Here is a 17,305-nt window from a genome sequence, read left to right on the forward strand (position 1 = left end):
TAGTAATACTTAGATGTGATAAAAAGCCATGTGAGAACATGGCTTTTTTACGTTTTACTGTCGGTTAGTTCTTACCGCATACGGAGTTTGATCTTGTTCACTCGAACGATATGGATTGATGTCTAATCCGCCACGGCGAGTATAGCGCGCATACACCGATAATTTTTCAAGATTAAAGGTGCGCCAAAGCTCACAATAAATACGCTCCACACATTGCTCATGGAACTCGTTGTGGTCGCGAAAAGAGATTAGGTACTTAAGTAGCGCTTCTCGGTCGATTTGCTTACCACGATAACTTATCACCACGCTTGCCCAGTCTGGCTGTGAAGTGATTAGGCAATTTGACTTGAGTAAGTGACTGTGAAGCGTCTCTTCAACCACGTCATTAGAGGCAAGTTGTAGTAAGTCACTATTTGGTGTGTAGGTATCAACTTCAATATCCAACTCGTCGATACACTCACCAGGGAGGCGTGAGAAAGGAATACAATCGAATTCGCCTGCGCCGAACAATGTGACGCTAACTTGACTATTTGATGCTGTGGAAAGGTCCGCAGCTAGCGTTTGACGCACGGTTTCCATTGTATCAAAGCGACTTTGGTTAAAGCTGTTCAAGTAAAGTTTGAACGATTTTGACTCAATGATATGTGAGCTTTGGCAAGGAAACACAAAAGTGGCAACGGCAACTTGAGGCTTGCCCTTGTTATTAAGCCAAGACAATTCATAGCCCGTCCAAGTATCTTCACCTTTGAATGGTAAGGCGGACTCATCGACATTGATTTGGTCACGATTGAGTTTACGTGCAATTGGGTGCAATAGGCCTGGCGTATAAACACTGGCATATTCTGTGGTTTTACCAAGCACAGAAGATTGCAGCTCTGGCGAGTTACTGTAGTCTGTCATGTTCATTCAAATCTCGTTACAATGCGGTCATTATAACGAATGTTCACCTCGGGATTAATAGTAATTTGCTTAATTAAATGAAACAAGTATTAAGCGCGCGGTGAAAAATGAAGAGAGCTTCAATATGACTCAGTCCGTTAATATGGCGCGCTTGCATCAAGCCCATGTAGATTATCATCAACAGATCTTTAAAGATTTACCGAGTACCGAGCACGATGAAAGTTGGCCGAGCCCATGTGAACAGGGTGAACCGAACAAGCTCAACGAGATAAAGTGGTTAGCGGTAGAACGCTCTCCAGCGGGACATCTAAATGATTTAGCCAAAGCGTTGGAAACGCAATTTCCAGAGGGATTGAACGGGCTGTACGGTAATTTTTTTGCCGGCAATATCGTGGCATTTATTGAAGACAAGCAAATTGAGTTACTGCAAGCGTGGAACGAAGATGACTTCGAGCGCTTGCAGCAAAATATTACCGGCCATATTTTAATGAAGCGCAGGCTCAAACAACCTGAAACCGTATTTATTGGCTTAACAGAAGCAGACGACTTATTGGTGTCGGTCGATGTAACGACAGGCCAAGTTGGGTTAGAATTTGTCGGTAAGAAGCAGCATCATGTTCTGGCTGATTCTATCGCAGAGTTTGTGGAAAAACTGACCGTCAACTACCCAATATAGCTAAGGAGCTTGCGCTCCTTATTGAAAGTCCCACGAAATATTCGAGACCAACTGACAAGTTTCACAGCGGAAGTCGAAGAGGCCGAACCAAGGCTCCTCAAGCAGCCAGTCTCCCTGACAGCTTGGGCATTTTCTTGCTTTTTCTGCAGCGAGGTTTTCTCCGCCAACTCGATACAAATAATAGTAAACTGGTTTTTTCGTAAGATAGCGGATACGTTTGCTCAACTCCATGCCACGTCTAAACAAATCGCTGCTAGTACTGGAAATTTCCTCTAGTGCAGCAAATTCGCAGCGAGTTGCACCATTGATCTGTATTTGATCGCAGGCTTGCCAATCTTCTTTCCATTTGATCAGTGCTTTGTAATCACCATTGGCAATGGCAGGGATCTTATATAAAGGCACTGGTAAAAAGTCGTCGCCACAATACAACGGACTGCAAGTGTGTACATAAGTGGTGTAGAGAATGTAGCTTGATGGCTCATGACAAGCATCTGCGCTGTTGGCATGTATATCCTGGCCAAAAATTTTGACCTTAGGTGCAAGCAAGCCAGACTGCTGTAGCTGATCAATCGCAAACTTCACAAAAGGGCTATGGTTTAATGGATGCAAAGCGTCCTCTTCAGGACACATCACGCGAGTAACGAAATAGCCATCTTTAAGTACAGTTGGAAATTCGTCACCAATGATTTGACCATTAAAGCGCAGTGCATTAACCACACGATTAATAGCCTGCTCGGCAGCATCCAAGGTGGTTTCCTCATAGCAATCAAAAGTTAAGTCGACAACAAACACTACGACTTCTCCAATAATGCAATGAGCCTATCAAGCTTAGCTTCAATTCTATCTAATTGGCTTTGTGAACTTGCTTTGACGACCTCTTCAACCTCTTGATAGTGATCGATACAAGTAGGGTCTTGTTTGTACGCGGCAATGCCTGAGATAATGTCTGGCATTGCGACGCTTTGAGTTAATTTACTTTTTGTTAGCGCGACGGTTGGAGTCTTTCCACTATCGACTAATTTTTTGATAGCTCTGGCAACGGCAGGGTGCATAGGGGTTCCTAAACGCCTTAATCATAGGCGTAGATCATAGCACCAAGTTACGTAAGGAGCGATTGCTTTAGTTATCTTAACATCGCATCGAGTTCGTCAATGATTTCACTCCAATCGGCGTCTTCTTTTAGTGATTCTTCAATAAAGTGACGTTGTCCTTCATTCCAAAATGGTGCTTGGCTCAAAAGCATATCGTCAGGTAGGCGGTGCTGTTTGACGAACCCTTCGATCGCTTGTGGATTGTTGTCCAGCCCTAGCTGGGCAAATAAAGTACTCATCGTGTGGCGACTAGTATCCATTTCGTTCTCCCTCGTTTGCTTGAATTTTACTCACTAACTATAGTAAAGGTGGTTGTAAAACCTTTAGCAAGTCGTCATCGATAAAAACCAAAACGACTAATGCGAGGATAAATATACCTGCCCACGACTGAATAAATTGTGACTTGTATCAATATCTATCACAAGCGAGTAGCAGTAAATTATTAAAGTACACAGAAAAAATTCTTAGGTTTTGATATTAAGTAGTATTTCGGCATGATTATCAGAATCTTGGGCTTATAACAATAAGGAACCGTGATGTCAGTAGAAACTTCTCAACATGAACTAATAGTTAGATATTTAAATCCAGAAGATATCAACGTAGCCGCGAGTGTGCTGTATCAGGCTTACCATGATGATCCGCTACTCAAGCAGGTATTGGAGGCAAAACAAGAAGCAATCTTTGAAAAAAAACTCAGGGCCTTAATACGAGAAGAGCTATCAGCGTTTGGCCAAACGGGCCAGCCGATGGTTGGGTTATATCACCAAGATAGATTGGTTGCAGTAGCATGTGTTATTGCAAATGGCGATGAATTGGATGCGAACCGCCAGTGGCATTGGCGATTACGGCTTATGATGAGTGCAGGATATTTGCAAACTCAGCAGCTTATCGATAAAGAGAAGTCGATTAGACAAGCGTTGCAAACGCAAGAACCATGTCACTTTTTATCCCTAATTGCCGTTGATCCACATGTCCAAGGGCTTGGTTATGGCCATTATTTACTCACTGCACTTGATGATTTAATTGCACAAAGTGAAGAAACGAAAGGGATGGCAGTATTTATTACTAAGCCGGAACAAGCGCAGTTTTTTGCGGGTCACGGTTACCAAATCCTAAAAAATATGGCGTTTAGCTCGGTAGAGGGCACATTGTTATTTAAGAGCAAATAGCAACAATGGAAATTACCATGTAAGAGATCTCGTACGAGAATGTGGGTTAAGGCGCTTTGTAGTACCGAATTTGTAGTGTTTTTTTTAGTTATAATGTTGTTTTTAAAGGAGTTACTTTGTTTTTCTTTTAAATGACAAGAAAAAGATTGTTCCGAGCTATCTAACAAAAGTGCTCAATCCCCGTAAACTTAACAATGTAAGGAAACACAAGAGCAGGAGCTCAGCGTCAAAGGATAAGGAATTTGACAACAAGAGAAGGATGTATTGCATAGGGCAAGGAAGATCAGGAACTCGAGGAAGCGAGTGTGAAGCGGAGCTTCACTAGGGATAAGGAGACACATGGAGTGTCTAGGAGCGCGGGAAGCGTAGTGGAGCAAGGAAGAGTAAATAGGGACGAGCAAGGCTCTAGGATGAAGGAGCGCAATCTGGATGATTGCGAAGAGGATGGGTTACATCGGACGTAACAATGTATAGGGAGCACATAGGGATTATGTGAAGCGGAGCCAAGATGGCATAGGAGCGCGGGAAGCGAAGTGGAGGCCAAGGGGCTAAAATGGAGATGCACTGGAAGTGTTAATGGATGACACAAGGATGGGATTCGGGTAGGTCGGAGTACATACCCGTTCAGGGAAGAAGAATTGGCGGATTGCTTTTGGGTTGTAAAGCAGAGGATTGGATACCTCTTGGGATAATCGTCAGGATTGAGGCGCAGCAGATAGGCTAGCGCCTTAGTTTTTTGTGGCGTTTGTAAATTTGATATTTATTTTCCTAGTAACTTAGTTGAAGTTTTCAAAACTCTCCGCTTGCAGTTTCATAATTACCTTTCGATCTCATTGCTAGATTATTCCAATCTCATTTTAGTCTTATTTTTTAGTGCACGGTGTTGGCGCAATAAATAACTAAGGAAAAAGAAATGGAATGGTATCTAACCGTTTTAAAAAGGTATTCTGATTTTAGTGGACGTTCAAGGCGCAAAGAATACTGGATGTTTATCTTGATAAATGCGTTGATAGGCTTTGCAATTGGTATTGTCGACGGGCTTTTTGGAACCTGTTTTTGACAGGTATCTATTATTTGACGGTTCTAGTACCGACGGTTGCCGTATCTATTCGTCGTCTTCACGACACTGGACGCTCGGGCTGGTGGCTGCTAGTGAGCTTTGTGCCTATTGTCGGTTTATTAGTGATGATATATTTCACTACCATGGATAGTGAGATTGGTGATAACGATTACGGACCAAGCGTCAAAGGGTATGTTTAAAATAGTCGTACTATAAATTCAGAGTAGGTACTTGTATTCATATGAATTTAAGTGCCTACTTTCACACTCACCGGATTAACTCGCGATTTTATAAGCAGGCAATTCTTTTTTGACTAATCGTTCATTTTCTAAGTAAAGCTTACCTTGATAGGCTGACTCGCCATCTGAACTAAACTCAAATATAAACTGGCTTTTTATTCCAAGCTTACCATCTTTTAATACCCCAAAACGGCGCTTACTACAGGCAACGCTTAGCAGTTGCACCTGCAAACTTTCAGCTTGATGCTGTGCATGCCTATTTGCCGCTTCTGCGATCTGGCGGCTATACCAAAATAGCGCGATAACAGATGAAACGATGATAAAAAGCCAAAGCGTTGTCATTTACGAAAATAACCTTCCAATTGCACGAGACAGAGTTTCACTGCGATTTTCTGCTCTAATAATCCCTAAAACATGTGGGCGTAACATAGGTATTGCAACTAAGTCTGCGAAAATACTGCTGAAAAGTCCATCGATTTGATTATTCTCAGCGGCTTTTTCCATATAGGTAAAGAGCCTTTGTTGGTCGGTTAGTGTCTCCCAAGCACGCCCTGCAATAGTGAGTAAACAATCTGCATCTGACGCCAACTCGGATGCTAATATGAAGTCTACTGCTTGCGCGATGAGGCCAAGCGCGTGACTTCCCGACATCGCGCGCAAATTAGTGACTACGGCGTCCTTATTTTGCTGTTGGCATGCGTGGGTTAAAGCGGCTAAAAAGTCTTCGGTTTGTGATGTCGAGACTGTAACGTGTTCAAGCATGGCGGCTAATGGGGTTTTAACTTCTGCTGGCAACACAGACCAAGCCTGTTGTAGGTTGCTCGCGTTATGACCATGATCTAGACGCAAGGCAAAGTCAGCAATACCTTGTAGCGCTATTTCTTGCCAGCGTTCGAATCCAAGCTTGCCAGAAAAGTAGAGTTCGGCGTGCTCGTAATATTGAGAAGCAGGGCGATTAAGTTCACGTTTTAATAGAGCATTGAATGCAGCTAATTTGTTTGCGTTTGGCGTGAAGACATAAGGGTTGTTATCGAGTTTTCCTTGAGCGGCTTCACCCGTAAGTTGTGTACCTAATGCTTCGAGTACCATGGAGGCAAAATGGTCACGGCTGGCGATAATAAGTTTGCTTTGCTCATCTAATGGAAACTTTAAAAACCACACATAAGGATCAACGGTTGCCTCATTATCCCAAAATTGAATCGCCATAATGGCATGACCGCCAAGTGGATAGGGATAAGGGACTTGAGTATTCTCAATTTGCGCAAACTGCTTCTTGTCTATTTTTGTGATACGTCGACCCATATCATAGACCCGCCACTGCGTACCGGCGTTTGTTAGTAATTCACCTAAAGTTGAAATTTGCGCTGTCATGAATGCTCTATATGTTACTTCTATTTTCAATATCGGCAATTATAGCTACTTTTCGGGGCGCTGATAAGCCTATGAAAAAGGAGCGCTTGAGAGAATTGGCTAGCTCCTAAATAATGCAAATTGCTATACTGTAAAAAATTGAAAAAGAGACAGAACCGATGAACTCGGAATTATTGATTCAGTTAGACGAACTTGAGACTTGTTTAAAAGCAACGGGCCTTTGGCAAGATGAGCCAATTTCGGCTAAGGCACTTACCTCAACAGAGCCATTTTGTTGCGATACGATGACCTTCGCGCAGTGGTTGCAATTTGTATTCTTGGGCAGAATGCGAACGATGGTAGAGAGCGGTGAAGCACTGCCTGACAATATGGCGATTGCGCCAATGGCTGAAATGGTGCTGAGTGAACATCTTTATTTTAATGCGGTGCATCAGTGCTTAAAAAACCTAGATAATACAATTGCAAAGAGCGCGTAATGCTTGAGATTTTATATCAAGATGCGCATTATGTTGCGATAAATAAGCCGTCAGGGTTATTGGTTCATCGCTCATTTTTGGATAAGCGAGAAACACAATTTGCGATGCAAATGCTGCGTGATCAACTAGGTCAACATGTTTTCCCTGTTCACCGTTTAGATAGACCGACGTCAGGCGTGCTGTTGTTTGCACTAAGCTCTGAAGCTGCGCGAGACATGAATGAAGTCTTTGTTCGTGGTGATATTCAAAAACGCTATTTAGCGCTTGTTCGTGGGTTTGCTCCTGAATCTAGATTTGTCGACAGACCGCTGAAGGAAGAGCTCGATAAAATCGCTGACAAGTTTGCCTGTCAGGATAAAGCACCGCAGGAAGCGCAAACACAGATAAACTGTTTATTGCAGGGCAGTTTGCCAATTCCTTTTGGTAAGTATCCAAGTATCCGCTACTCATTGGTGGAATGCTTTCCTAAAACGGGCAGAAAACATCAAATCAGGCGCCACCTCAACTATTTAGCACATCCGATTATTGGCGATGTCAATCACGGTGATAATAAGCACAACCACTTTTTTGTCGATCATTTTGGCTTACGTCGGTTGATGTTATTTGCAACTAAGTTGGAATTTGTACATCCTTATACCAACACAACAATTTCAATTACCGCGGATTTGGGGGAAGAAGCATTGGCTGTCTTCGCTCAGCTCGGTTGGTCAGACAACGAGAAGGATTATGAATAATGGCAAAAGTTTCCATTTTCGTGGGAAGTATGTACGGCAATGCTGAAAACTTGGCAAACGACAGTGCTGAGTTTTTGAATAAATCGGGTCACGAGGCAAGTGTTATTGAACCAGCTTCCATCGCAGATGTAATGCAAGCTGAAAACATTTTATTTATTTCTTCTACCACTGGTTCTGGTGATATTCCCGATAACTTACAGCCTTTATTTTTGCAAATGCAAAGCGAATTTCCGATGCTAATAGGCAAAAAAGTGGCGGTCATCGCATTAGGGGACTCTAGTTATGGCGATACTTATTGCGGTGCTGGAAAGCAAATTGATGCCCTGATTGAAGAGCTGAACGCCACTCGAGCACAGCCGCGTTTAGACATCGATGCCTGTGAATATTTTGAGCCTTGGGAGCCAGCGGAACCTTGGCTTCAAGCTTTGTCAAAAAGCCTTTAGGTTTTATCTTCTGTTCAAGCATTACCCTTCACTTTTCGCGGCTTATTAGGCCGCGTTGCCTGCTCAAATAGCAAACTCATCAGCATAGTCGTAGGAACGGGGAAATATAAATATTTACATTTTAGTTACGTTATGTGACATTGGTCTTGGTTGTATGAAAAATGACCGATATTATAAAGTTCAAATAATGAAAAGGAAAAGACAATGATTAAACCGATTCTATTTGCTGTATCTGCTATTTTCGCCACCGCTATGTCGTCTAATGCTACCGCATTCGAAGAAATTTACCTTGAGTGTTACAAAAATGGTGAGTTGTTATGGGCTGACTCTTTTACTGATTATCGAGATGCGGATAACGCATCAAGAATTTGCAGGAGGATTGGTGGTACGCCAATAATGTATTAGCGATATCAGTTCTTTATGAAATTTCCTTTAGATAATACTAATCAGCTTTGAAGTCTAACCAAATTTGGGGTTTAAATCAGCTGTAAGCGACGTTGAAAAACTGCGTATTTAAACGATAGTGCTGTCGTAAGTTTTAAGGAAAAATGAGTCAAAAGCGCTGCTTTAATATGAAAAATCCAATATCTTCACTGATATTGGATTTTTATTCTTAAACCCTATTTCTTAGCGCTAAACACGTTTTGTCTGAACTTTCAGTTTTAACTTCTGACCTGGCTGGAGATACTTTTGTCCAGTCAGGTTGTTCCATTTGACGATTTCATTCACGCTAACGTTAAATTTAGTGGCGATACGTGCTAGTGAGTCGCCTTTACGCACTTTATAAGTGATTGTGCGCTCAGTGTTGACGAGTACGGTTTGATCCGCTGCCTTTTCATCTTTAAACACGGTAAGCTTTTGTCCAAGGCGCAAAACCGCATTGGTTTTTAACTTATTCCAGCTAGCTAATTGCTTAACCGTCACATCATATTCGCGGCTGATATCCCACAATGTATCGCCTGATTTTACCGTGTGGCTGAGCTTTTTCTTGGTTACTTTGTTGGCGGCAAGGCGCACTTCTGGTGGTAAATGCTCACTTTGCAATTCGCCATCACTGAGTGGCACCAATAGCTTCTGCCCAACACGGATCATATTTCCATCGATGCTATTGAGTGAGCGAATGGCGCCGATACTAGTATTAAACTTAGTCGCGACGACCGACAGACTATCTCCTTTTTGCACCGTATAATATTGCCAACGAAGCCGATCTTTTACTTCTGTTTTAGCTAGTTTCTCTTGAAAAGCCTCAACCTTTTCCATGGGTAATAATAACTGGTGCGGACCATCTGGATCGGTGGCCCAACGATTAAACCCTGGATTCAGGCGATAGAGTTCAGTTAAAGAAATACCAGCCATTTCAGCGGCAAGCGCTAAATCAATCTGTGATCCTACCTCTACGGTGTCAACAACTTGGGCATTGATTATAGGCTGCCACGCGACGTTAAACTCATCTGAGCGTTTTAATAGGTCGGACAAGGCGAGTAATTTAGGAACATACGCGGTGGTTTCCCGAGGTAAATCGAGAGACCAAAAATCGGTAGGTAAATGCTTTTTACGATTTTTTCGGATTGCTCTGAGCAATCGACCTTCACCTGAATTGTAAGCGGCAATTGCGTTTAACCAGTCGCCTTCCAGTGTTTTATGGAGATAGGTGAGATAATCAAGTGCCGCTTGCGTTGATGCGATAATATCGCGACGACCGTCATACCACCAATTTTGTTTGAGGTTAAAGCGTTCACCGGTTTGTGGCATAAATTGCCAAATACCGGAAGCGGTGCGGTGTGAATAGCCAAATGGATCGAATGCGCTTTCCACAATAGGTAACAACGCGATTTCAACAGGCATATTACGCTTTTCTACTTCTTCAACAATGTAGTAGAGGTAAGGCTCTGCACGTTTTGCAATCCGGTCTAAATAGGCTTGGTGACGTTGATAGTAATTACGTTCGGCGACAACTGGTCGATTTTGCGGTACTTCGATAGATAACTGATAACGGATCCGCTCCCATACATCATCAAATACAGGCACAGCCTCTTCATCTTCGTCTTGCCATGAGGTACTGAGTGTTTGAGATATATCATAAGGGCTCGCGTGATCTAAGTTGGCCTGCTTCATTTGTTCAGTTGCAGTTTCCAATGGTGTTTCTTGCGTGATTTCACAACCACTTAATATTGCTGATGATGCAATAATAAAGGCGAGCTTTTTCATAAATGCGTTCTTTTGCTTGGGGGTTCGGACAAAAACTCGGCAATATTACCGAGTTTGTATCAGCATTTAAAGCTTCTTTATTATTTTATTTAGATCCTATAAAAATCCCCAGACATGCTTACCTTTGGCGGTACTGCAAAGAAAGCGGATAATTTATTCAATACTTCCCGTGTAAGTGTGCCAAAAAAGCGTCATTTTGGCGTTACATTAGGTCACTATTGAATATTTTAGAAGTTATCCTTCCATTTTCTCAGCGCACCAAAGCGAGCTTCTGGTGTATTTTCTGACGCGATAAATTGCGGTGGAACATGGGTGAGAATGGCTTCATTTGCGGCACGTACAAAAGGATTGATTGCTTTTTGCTGTTCAATTGTCGTAGGTACTGTACGCTCGTTATTGGCACGTAATGACTTTGCTTGTTGGTGATACTGGGTTAGTGCTTGGTTAGTAGGCTCAACAGCCTCAGCAAAAGCAAGGTTCGCGAGCGTGTACTCGTGCGTGCAATACACTTTACATGTATCGGGTAGGGTCAGTAGCTTTTTAAAGGAGTGCCACATTTGGCTTGGGGTTCCCTCAAAAAGTCTACCGCAGCCAGCATTGAATAACGTATCACCCGTAAAAGCCAGCTCATCATTTACATAACAGATATGGTCTAACGTGTGCCCTGGGGTGGCGATGATATTCAGCGTGGTATCAAAAAGCGTGATCTTATCGTTTTCACGAAGGCCATGAGTAATGCCTTTATATTTACCATCCTTTGGTCCATAGACTGTTAAGCTGGGAAAATACGATAAAAGCGGGGCAATGCCATCCGTATGATCCCAATGATGATGGGTAACTAATATGCCTTCGAGTGTTAAATCAAATTTGGCGAGGTAATCTAAAACGGGTTGTTCATCACCTGGATCAACTACCCAACAGTTTGCACCTAGAGGGTCTTTTATCACCCAGATATAATTGTCATCAAATGCTTTGATTGCATCGACTTGCACCATAACGCAATGCTCTATAAAGTGATTAGTAACACCAGTATAACGAGCTTAGTAAATGAAACCAGCGTTAAGTTTTTTACAAGGACCCAAACCCGATGAGTGGCAAGACTTTCCTCACGGTGAATATTTAAAAGTGGGGATCCAAAAACGACTGGATGAATGGCTACCAAGAATGTTTGGTTACCACATGCTAAAACTCGGCTGTTTGAGCGGTCAAATGAATACCTCTGCCAGCCCGATTAAACATCAAGTTTGTGTTGCCCCACAAGGTAAACATGTCGGGGTATTTGCTGAAATTGACGAGTTACCTTTTTACGAAAACTCAGTCGATGCTTGTATTTTAAGTCAGTGTTTAGAATATCATTCTGATCCGCATCATATTCTACGTGAAGCCCATCGTACGCTTATTCCTGGTGGTTATATCGTGATCTCAGGTTTTAATCCATTTAGCTTATGTGGCGTGGCGCAAATGCTCCCTTTTAGTAAAGAAAAACTACCTTGGTCAGGGCGCTTCTTTACTCCATCGCGGGTGAAAGATTGGCTAGATTTACTCGGGTTTGAGATTGTTGGTGATGAGCGCTTCATCTATGCGTCTTTAGCGCGAGGCTCGAGGCTTTCACGTTTTTCGCCATGGCGCCGTTTTTGTCGTCATTACTTAAAGCCGATGGGGAGCGTGTATATGCTGGTGGCAAGAAAGCGGGTGATGCCGCTCACGCCGATCAAACCCAAATGGCATGTAAAGCCGAAGTGGACACCCGCTGTGAAAGGGGCTGGACTCAGGCAAACCTGCCAAGATAAAGAATAACGAGTATTATTACTTAAGATTAATCTTAAGGGAGCTGTTACTTGTTATTGAATGATCCCTTAATTAGACGCTGGCTTCGTAGCCTTCATCTACAAGCAAGTTTGAACCCGAAGCCGCTTCACGCGCTAAATCATCGACAAGCTCATTGTATTTATTTCCAGCGTGGCCTTTTACCCAGCGCCATTGGATCGTGTGTCGGCTGGTGGCGGCGTCCAGTCTTTGCCATAGATCGACATTTTTTACCGGTTGTTTGGCTGCGGTTTTCCAATTGCGCTTTTTCCAATTTTCAAGCCAAGACTCAATGCCTTGCTTAACATATTGGCTGTCAGTATACAGAATGATATCGCAGGGGCGTTTTAATGTTTCAAGCGCAACAATGGCTGCAAGCATTTCCATTCTGTTGTTGGTTGTGAGCTTATACCCTGCACTCATTTCTCTTTCATGTCCTTGATAGGAAAGGTAAACACCATAACCACCTGGACCTGGATTGCCTAAACACGAACCATCGGTATAAATCTCTACGGTTTTTTGCACTGAATTGCCTATTTTTATGTAAAATGTGCGAATAGGGCAAAATAATAGCAAAGTTAAGCGGGCAACGATATGCACACACGGCAAATAGTACTGGATACAGAAACCACAGGTATTGATCCTAAAGCAGGCCATAGGATCATTGAAATTGGTTGTGTTGAGCTGGTCAATCGCAGACTAACGGGGAATAACTTCCACGTATATATCAACCCTCAGCGCGACATTGAAGAAGAAGCCATTGATGTTCACGGTATCACCAATGAATTTTTACGCGATAAACCTTTTTTCCATCAAATTGCGCAAGAATTTTTTGATTATATTAAAGGGGCCGAGCTTGTCATTCATAACGCGCCGTTCGACGTCGGCTTTATGGATCACGAGTTTGCTAAGCTAAACCAAGGCTTTCCTGCTACACATGACTATTGCCAAGTGTTAGATACTTTGGTGATGGCACGAGATCTTCATCCTGGTCAGAAAAACAGCCTAGATGCGCTTTGTCGTCGCTACGATATCGATAACTCAAAGCGTACGCTACACGGCGCTTTGCTGGATTCTGAGATCTTGGCAGATGTTTACCTTTCGATGACGGGAGGCCAAAAGAAGCTGAATTTGGCAAGCCAAAACAAAGGTGATCAAGCTAACTCAGCCGGTGGCATTATTCGTTTAGACAGTAATCGCCCTGCGCTTAAAGTTTTACGTGCTTCTGCCGATGAAGAACAAGCACATACAGAACGTTTAGAGCTTGTAAACAAAGCTTGTGGACAGAGTCTGTGGCAACAATAATGAATATAATCGGTATCGTTGGGGTGGAGTAGACACTTAACTAGGGTTTTATCCCAAAAAAGATCACTCAGACCATCAAAGCAATGTAGGGTTAATACATGAATCTAAAACAGCTTATCTTGGGGTTTGTACTGCTAGTAAGTACGGTTGTTGGCGCTCAAACACCACAGATAACGATGTTGCAGCGGGACGGTAAGGTAAATGAAATCCCGCTTTTAGATAACCGTTTTCGTATTGATTATAATATTGAAGAGATCACTTTACTGTTTTTTCGCGCACCAGGCGCTCCCGCCGTGGTACTTGTGAAGCCTGATGGTAGTAAATATTATGCGACCAGTTCGCTAGATAATGATGCACTACAATGGTACGACGAAGTCAGTTATGACTTGATCATTCTAAAGAACCCTACACCTGGCCCTTGGCAAGTTATCGGACAGATCCAAAAAAACAGCCGCATAATGGTGCTTGGCGACATTGAGCTTGAAGTAGAAGCTTTGCCTCCGTTATTGTTCCGTGGTGAAGTGCTGAAGGTAACAGGGCGTGTGACCAATGATGGCAAACCGATTGACGTGGGTTACTTTCGGGATGTCGTGACTTTGTATGTGGAGTTTTCTAGTACCAATAACGATGAATATGCAAACTTTGGTGCAGGTACGCAAAGCGTGACCGACTTTAAAGATGATGGCCGAGAGTTTGATGAAAGACCCTTGGATGGAATTTTTACCGGTGAGTTTAAATTAAATTTTCCAGCAGGAGAATGGCAACCCGAATTTTTCATTGAAACGCCAATTCTAAAAAGAAGAGTGATCAAATCTCCCATTGTTATCGCTGAGCCACCATTCAACTTTGAATTGATGCTAGCGGGTGAAAACGAGCTTGAACATGGCCTTACTATTACGATAGACGACACGGTTGTGAAACCTGAGACCATATTGCTACAGGGTAAAATCTTTTACCCCAATGGTGAAGAGCAGATGTTTACCTTAGATGCAGAAGAGCGGCTTTATCGTCAGCTGCCAATCAAGAATTATGATTGGGGGCGTTATAGTGTAGAAATCTCCGCATTTGGTGAAAATATCAATGGCCGTGAGTTTATGGCAACGCTGCCAAACTACAACTTTGAAATTGAAAGACCCATTGAAAAAGTGCCTGAATTGGAAGCCGCTGCGTTACCTGCCGTGAAACAACCTGAGCCAGAACCAGAGCCGACTATAAGTACAGCTCTCTTAGTCAGTATTATTGTTACTGGCAATTTAGTTGTATTATTGCTCGGATGGTTAGCCATTCGTATTCTGGTGCAAAAAAAGCCAATTAGACTAAAAATACCAATGCCAAAGAATCCATTTAAGAAAACCGAAGAAGTCATTGATCTTGATGATTTAGGGCCATCTGAAAATAGCGCAGCAGGGAATGGCTCAAAAAATGACAAATCAGGTGATATTTTGAACCTTTCAATGAAAGATAACTAAAAAACACGGTTTTTTTTCAAAAAACGGTTGACTCATGAGGGGGTCATTCGTATTATTCACGCCGCTGTCAGGGAGCACACCTTACAGCAAATACTGCAAGAATATGACGCGGAGTGGTAGTTCAGTTGGTTAGAATACCGGCCTGTCACGCCGGGGGTCGCGGGTTCGAGTCCCGTCCACTCCGCCAAATTTCTTCATAGTATCAATAAGTCACGCTGGAGTGGTAGTTCAGTTGGTTAGAATACCGGCCTGTCACGCCGGGGGTCGCGGGTTCGAGTCCCGTCCACTCCGCCAATACTTATTATAAACGTGCATTTGCTTCTTATGGAGTGGTAGTTCAGTTGGTTAGAATACCGGCCTGTCACGCCGGGGGTCGCGGGTTCGAGTCCCGTCCACTCCGCCAACACTTCGAAGCAAAAAATGCGAATACTCAGTGGAGTGGTAGTTCAGTTGGTTAGAATACCGGCCTGTCACGCCGGGGGTCGCGGGTTCGAGTCCCGTCCACTCCGCCAATGTATCGCATAACTATATTCAAGCTTTATGACAGCTTGTTTACTCGCTGGAGTGGTAGTTCAGTTGGTTAGAATACCGGCCTGTCACGCCGGGGGTCGCGGGTTCGAGTCCCGTCCACTCCGCCAACACTAAAACGAGTAAAATAATGTCATTAAGATATCTCTGCGGAGTGGTAGTTCAGTTGGTTAGAATACCGGCCTGTCACGCCGGGGGTCGCGGGTTCGAGTCCCGTCCACTCCGCCATTTAAGATATCTTGCAAATCTATCACTGCGGAGTGGTAGTTCAGTTGGTTAGAATACCGGCCTGTCACGCCGGGGGTCGCGGGTTCGAGTCCCGTCCACTCCGCCAGTTTGCATTTTCTTCTAAGCAAGTTTCCTGTACTATTCACAAAATTAAAAATATAGCCCTACTACAAGTAAAATAAGCATCGCTTGTCGTTTCTCAGCTTAGTGTAAAGAAAGTGGTAGTTCAGTTGGTTAGCTGTTGCCTTAGAGAAAGCGGCCTGTCACGCCGGGGATTGCGGCGGTTCGACGCTTCGATTCGAGTCCCGTCCACCAGTTTGTATTTTCTTCTAAGTAAGCTTCCTTGACCAAAATAAAAAATCAAATAGCTCATTTGCTTTAGTCTTTCCTTTGTCATCACTATCAAGTAACTTATTTTTCAACATAAGCTTATAATAATGTCGTTATAACTTTGCCAGTTGCAGCGAAGTGGTAATTCAGTTGGTTAGCTCTTGCCTTAGAGAAAGCGGCCTGTCACGTCGGGGATTGCGGCGGTTCGACGCTTCGATTCGAGTCCCGTCCACTGGGCCAGTTTGTATTTTCTCTTCTAAGCAAACTTTTCTCTTTATCCGAATAAAGCCAATCTTTATTTAAATTATGTTTTACTGATTACCCCTGTATCACTTCTTCCGAAGTATGACAAAATGGTAGTTCAGTTGGTTAGCTCTTGCTTAAGTGAATAGCACTTTACTGCGCCAGAAGACGATTATCTGCACGCTACATTCATTGTTTTACCTCTCTGCTCTTATCTACTTTTATACAATTACTCTTTGCGAATCTAATTTCTCCTAAGCAAGCCAGGATTGAACTAAAGCACAAATCATGGTCACTTTTTAACTAGCCTCTTTTCTAGCGATCTACTTGCGATCTGTCTTTATTTAAATATACTGTATATATAAACAGTATTTGGTGATGTATGGCTAACTATATAGATCTTCTTGAGCGTAAAAACTTGCTTTGGCGTGGGCGTGGACAGGCCGTGCAGCATGATGTCGTCAGTACTCGCTTTGCTGCACTTGATGATGTGCTGTGTGGTGGTTGGCCGCAACAAGGTGTGATTGGTGTAAAAACTGCAATGGGAATAGGGGAGTTAAGGTTGATATTCCCCCATTTTGTAGATGATAACCGGCTGAAGGTATTAATTAACCCTCCAGGGCAAATACATGCTGCGGCACTGCATTATTTATCGTTAGACCTGAGTGAATTTATGATATTACAGCCTCCAAGTGAAAAAGAAGCGCTATGGGCTGCGGAACAATGTGTAAAAAGTGGTGTGTGTAGTGCGCTTGTACTTTGGCACGAAGCGCTTTTTATTGCGGCTGTAAAGCGTTTGCAGTTAGGTGCACAAGCGGGGAATTGTAGGTTATTTGTTTTACATCAAGCGCAGTACACCCAGACTTTACCATTTACGCTTTCAGTGGCTTTACAGGCACAGCAAAGCGGTTTGGATGTAATAGTAAAGAAGCACAAGGGCACTTTGCGCATCGCAGCCTTAAACTAGAAAATACCAACTATTGGCCAGAGCTTGAAAAGCCTAGTCTACCTCATGTTAGCGATAATATA

19 protein-coding genes, 7 tRNA genes and 1 pseudogene are annotated in these 17,305 nt (G+C 43.1%); 18 read left to right on the forward strand and 9 right to left on the reverse strand.

The genetic code is table 11. The annotated features are described in order from the left end of the window. Window positions 1-54: 54 nt before the first annotated feature. Window positions 55-900: an NADPH-dependent 7-cyano-7-deazaguanine reductase QueF gene (gene queF / locus B1L02_RS04625; protein WP_088532241.1), complete on the reverse strand. Its 846-nt coding sequence runs from the start codon at window positions 898-900 to the stop codon at window positions 55-57. Between the two features lie 124 nt (window positions 901-1,024). Between queF and syd the strand changes: the two genes are divergently transcribed. Then, on the forward strand, window positions 1,025-1,576 hold the full coding sequence (gene syd, locus B1L02_RS04630; protein ID WP_088530111.1) for a SecY-interacting protein: 552 nt from the start codon (window positions 1,025-1,027) through the stop codon (window positions 1,574-1,576). Window positions 1,577-1,594: 18 nt separating this feature from the next. On the opposite strand, the gene B1L02_RS04635 is transcribed toward syd, so the two are convergent. From B1L02_RS04635 to B1L02_RS04645, 3 genes are all read right to left on the reverse strand, one after another. Further along, the gene (locus B1L02_RS04635; protein ID WP_088530112.1) at window positions 1,595-2,368 is read right to left on the reverse strand and encodes a Zn-ribbon-containing protein; all 774 of its coding nucleotides are present in this window, start codon (window positions 2,366-2,368) and stop codon (window positions 1,595-1,597) included. Next, a complete protein-coding gene (locus B1L02_RS04640; RefSeq protein WP_088530113.1) occupies window positions 2,368-2,628 on the reverse strand; it encodes a hypothetical protein in 261 nt (86 codons plus the stop codon). The genes B1L02_RS04635 and B1L02_RS04640 overlap by 1 nt, the downstream gene beginning before the upstream one ends. Before the next feature lie 71 nt (window positions 2,629-2,699). Beyond that, window positions 2,700-2,927 (reverse strand): DUF2789 domain-containing protein, encoded by a 228-nt coding sequence (locus B1L02_RS04645; protein ID WP_088530114.1) that lies wholly within the window; start codon window positions 2,925-2,927, stop codon window positions 2,700-2,702. Window positions 2,928-3,203: 276 nt separating this feature from the next. On the opposite strand from B1L02_RS04645, the gene B1L02_RS04650 reads away from it, so the two are divergent. Beyond that, window positions 3,204-3,836, forward strand: a complete 633-nt coding sequence (locus B1L02_RS04650; protein ID WP_088530115.1) for a GNAT family N-acetyltransferase — start codon at window positions 3,204-3,206, stop codon at window positions 3,834-3,836. A gap of 913 nt (window positions 3,837-4,749) precedes the next feature. Then, window positions 4,750-5,096 (forward strand): annotated as a pseudogene (locus tag B1L02_RS04655) (DUF805 domain-containing protein). A gap of 75 nt (window positions 5,097-5,171) precedes the next feature. Here B1L02_RS04655 and B1L02_RS04660 read toward each other — a convergent pair. Together B1L02_RS04660 and B1L02_RS04665 are read right to left on the reverse strand one after the other, a co-directional pair. After that, window positions 5,172-5,477 carry a DUF3301 domain-containing protein gene (locus B1L02_RS04660; RefSeq protein ID WP_088530116.1) on the reverse strand — a complete coding sequence of 102 codons (306 nt, stop codon included), beginning with the start codon at window positions 5,475-5,477 and terminating at the stop codon, window positions 5,172-5,174. Then, on the reverse strand, window positions 5,478-6,506 hold the full coding sequence (locus tag B1L02_RS04665; RefSeq protein WP_088530117.1) for a DUF3549 family protein: 1,029 nt from the start codon (window positions 6,504-6,506) through the stop codon (window positions 5,478-5,480). A 158-nt stretch (window positions 6,507-6,664) separates the two neighbouring features. Here B1L02_RS04665 and B1L02_RS04670 point away from each other — a divergent pair, with 158 nt between their 5' ends. The 4 genes from B1L02_RS04670 to B1L02_RS04685 all read left to right on the forward strand — a co-directional run bounded on the left by B1L02_RS04670 (window position 6,665) and on the right by B1L02_RS04685 (window position 8,564). Further along, window positions 6,665-6,982 carry a YqcC family protein gene (locus B1L02_RS04670; protein WP_088530118.1) on the forward strand — a complete coding sequence of 106 codons (318 nt, stop codon included), beginning with the start codon at window positions 6,665-6,667 and terminating at the stop codon, window positions 6,980-6,982. Beyond that, window positions 6,982-7,716: a tRNA pseudouridine(65) synthase TruC gene (gene truC, locus B1L02_RS04675; protein WP_088530119.1), complete on the forward strand. Its 735-nt coding sequence runs from the start codon at window positions 6,982-6,984 to the stop codon at window positions 7,714-7,716. The genes B1L02_RS04670 and truC overlap by 1 nt, the downstream gene beginning before the upstream one ends. Continuing rightward, window positions 7,716-8,159, forward strand: coding sequence for a flavodoxin (locus tag B1L02_RS04680; protein WP_088530120.1), 444 nt, complete (start codon window positions 7,716-7,718; stop codon window positions 8,157-8,159). Before truC ends, B1L02_RS04680 begins: the two co-directional genes overlap by 1 nt. Before the next feature lie 204 nt (window positions 8,160-8,363). Continuing rightward, on the forward strand, window positions 8,364-8,564 hold the full coding sequence (locus tag B1L02_RS04685) for a hypothetical protein (protein WP_039496929.1): 201 nt from the start codon (window positions 8,364-8,366) through the stop codon (window positions 8,562-8,564). Window positions 8,565-8,792: 228 nt separating this feature from the next. On the opposite strand, the gene B1L02_RS04690 is transcribed toward B1L02_RS04685, so the two are convergent. Both B1L02_RS04690 and gloB read right to left on the reverse strand, forming a co-directional pair. Continuing rightward, window positions 8,793-10,367, reverse strand: a complete 1,575-nt coding sequence (locus tag B1L02_RS04690) for a lytic transglycosylase (RefSeq protein ID WP_088530121.1) — start codon at window positions 10,365-10,367, stop codon at window positions 8,793-8,795. Between the two features lie 227 nt (window positions 10,368-10,594). Next, window positions 10,595-11,362 carry a hydroxyacylglutathione hydrolase gene (gene gloB / locus B1L02_RS04695; protein WP_088530122.1) on the reverse strand — a complete coding sequence of 256 codons (768 nt, stop codon included), beginning with the start codon at window positions 11,360-11,362 and terminating at the stop codon, window positions 10,595-10,597. Between the two features lie 52 nt (window positions 11,363-11,414). On the opposite strand from gloB, the gene B1L02_RS04700 reads away from it, so the two are divergent. Continuing rightward, entirely contained in the window at window positions 11,415-12,164 is a 750-nt protein-coding gene (locus B1L02_RS04700; protein WP_088530123.1) for a class I SAM-dependent methyltransferase, read from the forward strand. A gap of 63 nt (window positions 12,165-12,227) precedes the next feature. On the opposite strand, the gene rnhA is transcribed toward B1L02_RS04700, so the two are convergent. Beyond that, complete coding sequence (rnhA, locus tag B1L02_RS04705) at window positions 12,228-12,698, reverse strand: ribonuclease HI (RefSeq protein ID WP_088530124.1); 471 nt, start codon at window positions 12,696-12,698, stop codon at window positions 12,228-12,230. 69 nt (window positions 12,699-12,767) lie between these two features. Between rnhA and dnaQ the strand changes: the two genes are divergently transcribed. The 10 genes from dnaQ (at window position 12,768) to imuA (ending at window position 17,243) form a co-directional block, all read left to right on the forward strand. Then, the gene (gene dnaQ, locus B1L02_RS04710) at window positions 12,768-13,478 is read left to right on the forward strand and encodes a DNA polymerase III subunit epsilon (RefSeq protein WP_088530125.1); all 711 of its coding nucleotides are present in this window, start codon (window positions 12,768-12,770) and stop codon (window positions 13,476-13,478) included. A gap of 98 nt (window positions 13,479-13,576) precedes the next feature. Continuing rightward, window positions 13,577-14,947 carry a TIGR03503 family protein gene (locus B1L02_RS04715; RefSeq protein WP_088530126.1) on the forward strand — a complete coding sequence of 457 codons (1,371 nt, stop codon included), beginning with the start codon at window positions 13,577-13,579 and terminating at the stop codon, window positions 14,945-14,947. Window positions 14,948-15,057: 110 nt separating this feature from the next. Further along, window positions 15,058-15,134: transfer RNA gene (locus B1L02_RS04720), tRNA-Asp, on the forward strand. A 30-nt stretch (window positions 15,135-15,164) separates the two neighbouring features. Continuing rightward, window positions 15,165-15,241: transfer RNA gene (locus tag B1L02_RS04725), tRNA-Asp, on the forward strand. 32 nt (window positions 15,242-15,273) lie between these two features. Then, window positions 15,274-15,350 (forward strand) — tRNA-Asp (locus B1L02_RS04730). Window positions 15,351-15,382: 32 nt separating this feature from the next. Next, window positions 15,383-15,459: transfer RNA gene (locus B1L02_RS04735), tRNA-Asp, on the forward strand. 49 nt (window positions 15,460-15,508) lie between these two features. After that, window positions 15,509-15,585 (forward strand) — tRNA-Asp (locus B1L02_RS04740). A gap of 41 nt (window positions 15,586-15,626) precedes the next feature. Continuing rightward, window positions 15,627-15,703, forward strand: a tRNA-Asp gene (locus tag B1L02_RS04745). A gap of 29 nt (window positions 15,704-15,732) precedes the next feature. Continuing rightward, window positions 15,733-15,809: transfer RNA gene (locus B1L02_RS04750), tRNA-Asp, on the forward strand. Between the two features lie 849 nt (window positions 15,810-16,658). Continuing rightward, window positions 16,659-17,243: a translesion DNA synthesis-associated protein ImuA gene (gene imuA / locus B1L02_RS04755; protein WP_232003136.1), complete on the forward strand. Its 585-nt coding sequence runs from the start codon at window positions 16,659-16,661 to the stop codon at window positions 17,241-17,243. The last annotated feature ends 62 nt before the right edge of the window (window positions 17,244-17,305 follow it).

Source organism: Pseudoalteromonas piscicida (assembly GCF_002208135.1).
GTDB classification, from domain to species: Bacteria; Pseudomonadota; Gammaproteobacteria; order Enterobacterales; family Alteromonadaceae; genus Pseudoalteromonas; species Pseudoalteromonas piscicida_A.

Excerpts from the sequence above, each read along its gene's own strand:
- B1L02_RS04700 (WP_088530123.1), top strand. The coding sequence starts at position 11,415 with ATGAAACCAGCGTTAAGTTTTTTACAAGGACCCAAACCCGATGAGTGG.
- B1L02_RS04660 (WP_088530116.1), bottom strand. The coding sequence starts at position 5,477 with ATGACAACGCTTTGGCTTTTTATCATCGTTTCATCTGTTATCGCGCTA.
- B1L02_RS04640 (WP_088530113.1), bottom strand. The coding sequence starts at position 2,628 with ATGCACCCTGCCGTTGCCAGAGCTATCAAAAAATTAGTCGATAGTGGA.
- syd (WP_088530111.1), top strand. The coding sequence starts at position 1,025 with ATGACTCAGTCCGTTAATATGGCGCGCTTGCATCAAGCCCATGTAGAT.
- dnaQ (WP_088530125.1), top strand. The coding sequence starts at position 12,768 with ATGCACACACGGCAAATAGTACTGGATACAGAAACCACAGGTATTGAT.
- B1L02_RS04690 (WP_088530121.1), bottom strand. The coding sequence starts at position 10,367 with ATGAAAAAGCTCGCCTTTATTATTGCATCATCAGCAATATTAAGTGGT.
- queF (WP_088532241.1), bottom strand. The coding sequence starts at position 900 with ATGACAGACTACAGTAACTCGCCAGAGCTGCAATCTTCTGTGCTTGGT.
- B1L02_RS04645 (WP_088530114.1), bottom strand. The coding sequence starts at position 2,927 with ATGGATACTAGTCGCCACACGATGAGTACTTTATTTGCCCAGCTAGGG.
- B1L02_RS04685 (WP_039496929.1), top strand. The coding sequence starts at position 8,364 with ATGATTAAACCGATTCTATTTGCTGTATCTGCTATTTTCGCCACCGCT.
- B1L02_RS04680 (WP_088530120.1), top strand. The coding sequence starts at position 7,716 with ATGGCAAAAGTTTCCATTTTCGTGGGAAGTATGTACGGCAATGCTGAA.
- gloB (WP_088530122.1), bottom strand. The coding sequence starts at position 11,362 with ATGGTGCAAGTCGATGCAATCAAAGCATTTGATGACAATTATATCTGG.
- B1L02_RS04715 (WP_088530126.1), top strand. The coding sequence starts at position 13,577 with ATGAATCTAAAACAGCTTATCTTGGGGTTTGTACTGCTAGTAAGTACG.
- truC (WP_088530119.1), top strand. The coding sequence starts at position 6,982 with ATGCTTGAGATTTTATATCAAGATGCGCATTATGTTGCGATAAATAAG.
- B1L02_RS04650 (WP_088530115.1), top strand. The coding sequence starts at position 3,204 with ATGTCAGTAGAAACTTCTCAACATGAACTAATAGTTAGATATTTAAAT.
- B1L02_RS04670 (WP_088530118.1), top strand. The coding sequence starts at position 6,665 with ATGAACTCGGAATTATTGATTCAGTTAGACGAACTTGAGACTTGTTTA.
- imuA (WP_232003136.1), top strand. The coding sequence starts at position 16,659 with ATGGCTAACTATATAGATCTTCTTGAGCGTAAAAACTTGCTTTGGCGT.
- B1L02_RS04665 (WP_088530117.1), bottom strand. The coding sequence starts at position 6,506 with ATGACAGCGCAAATTTCAACTTTAGGTGAATTACTAACAAACGCCGGT.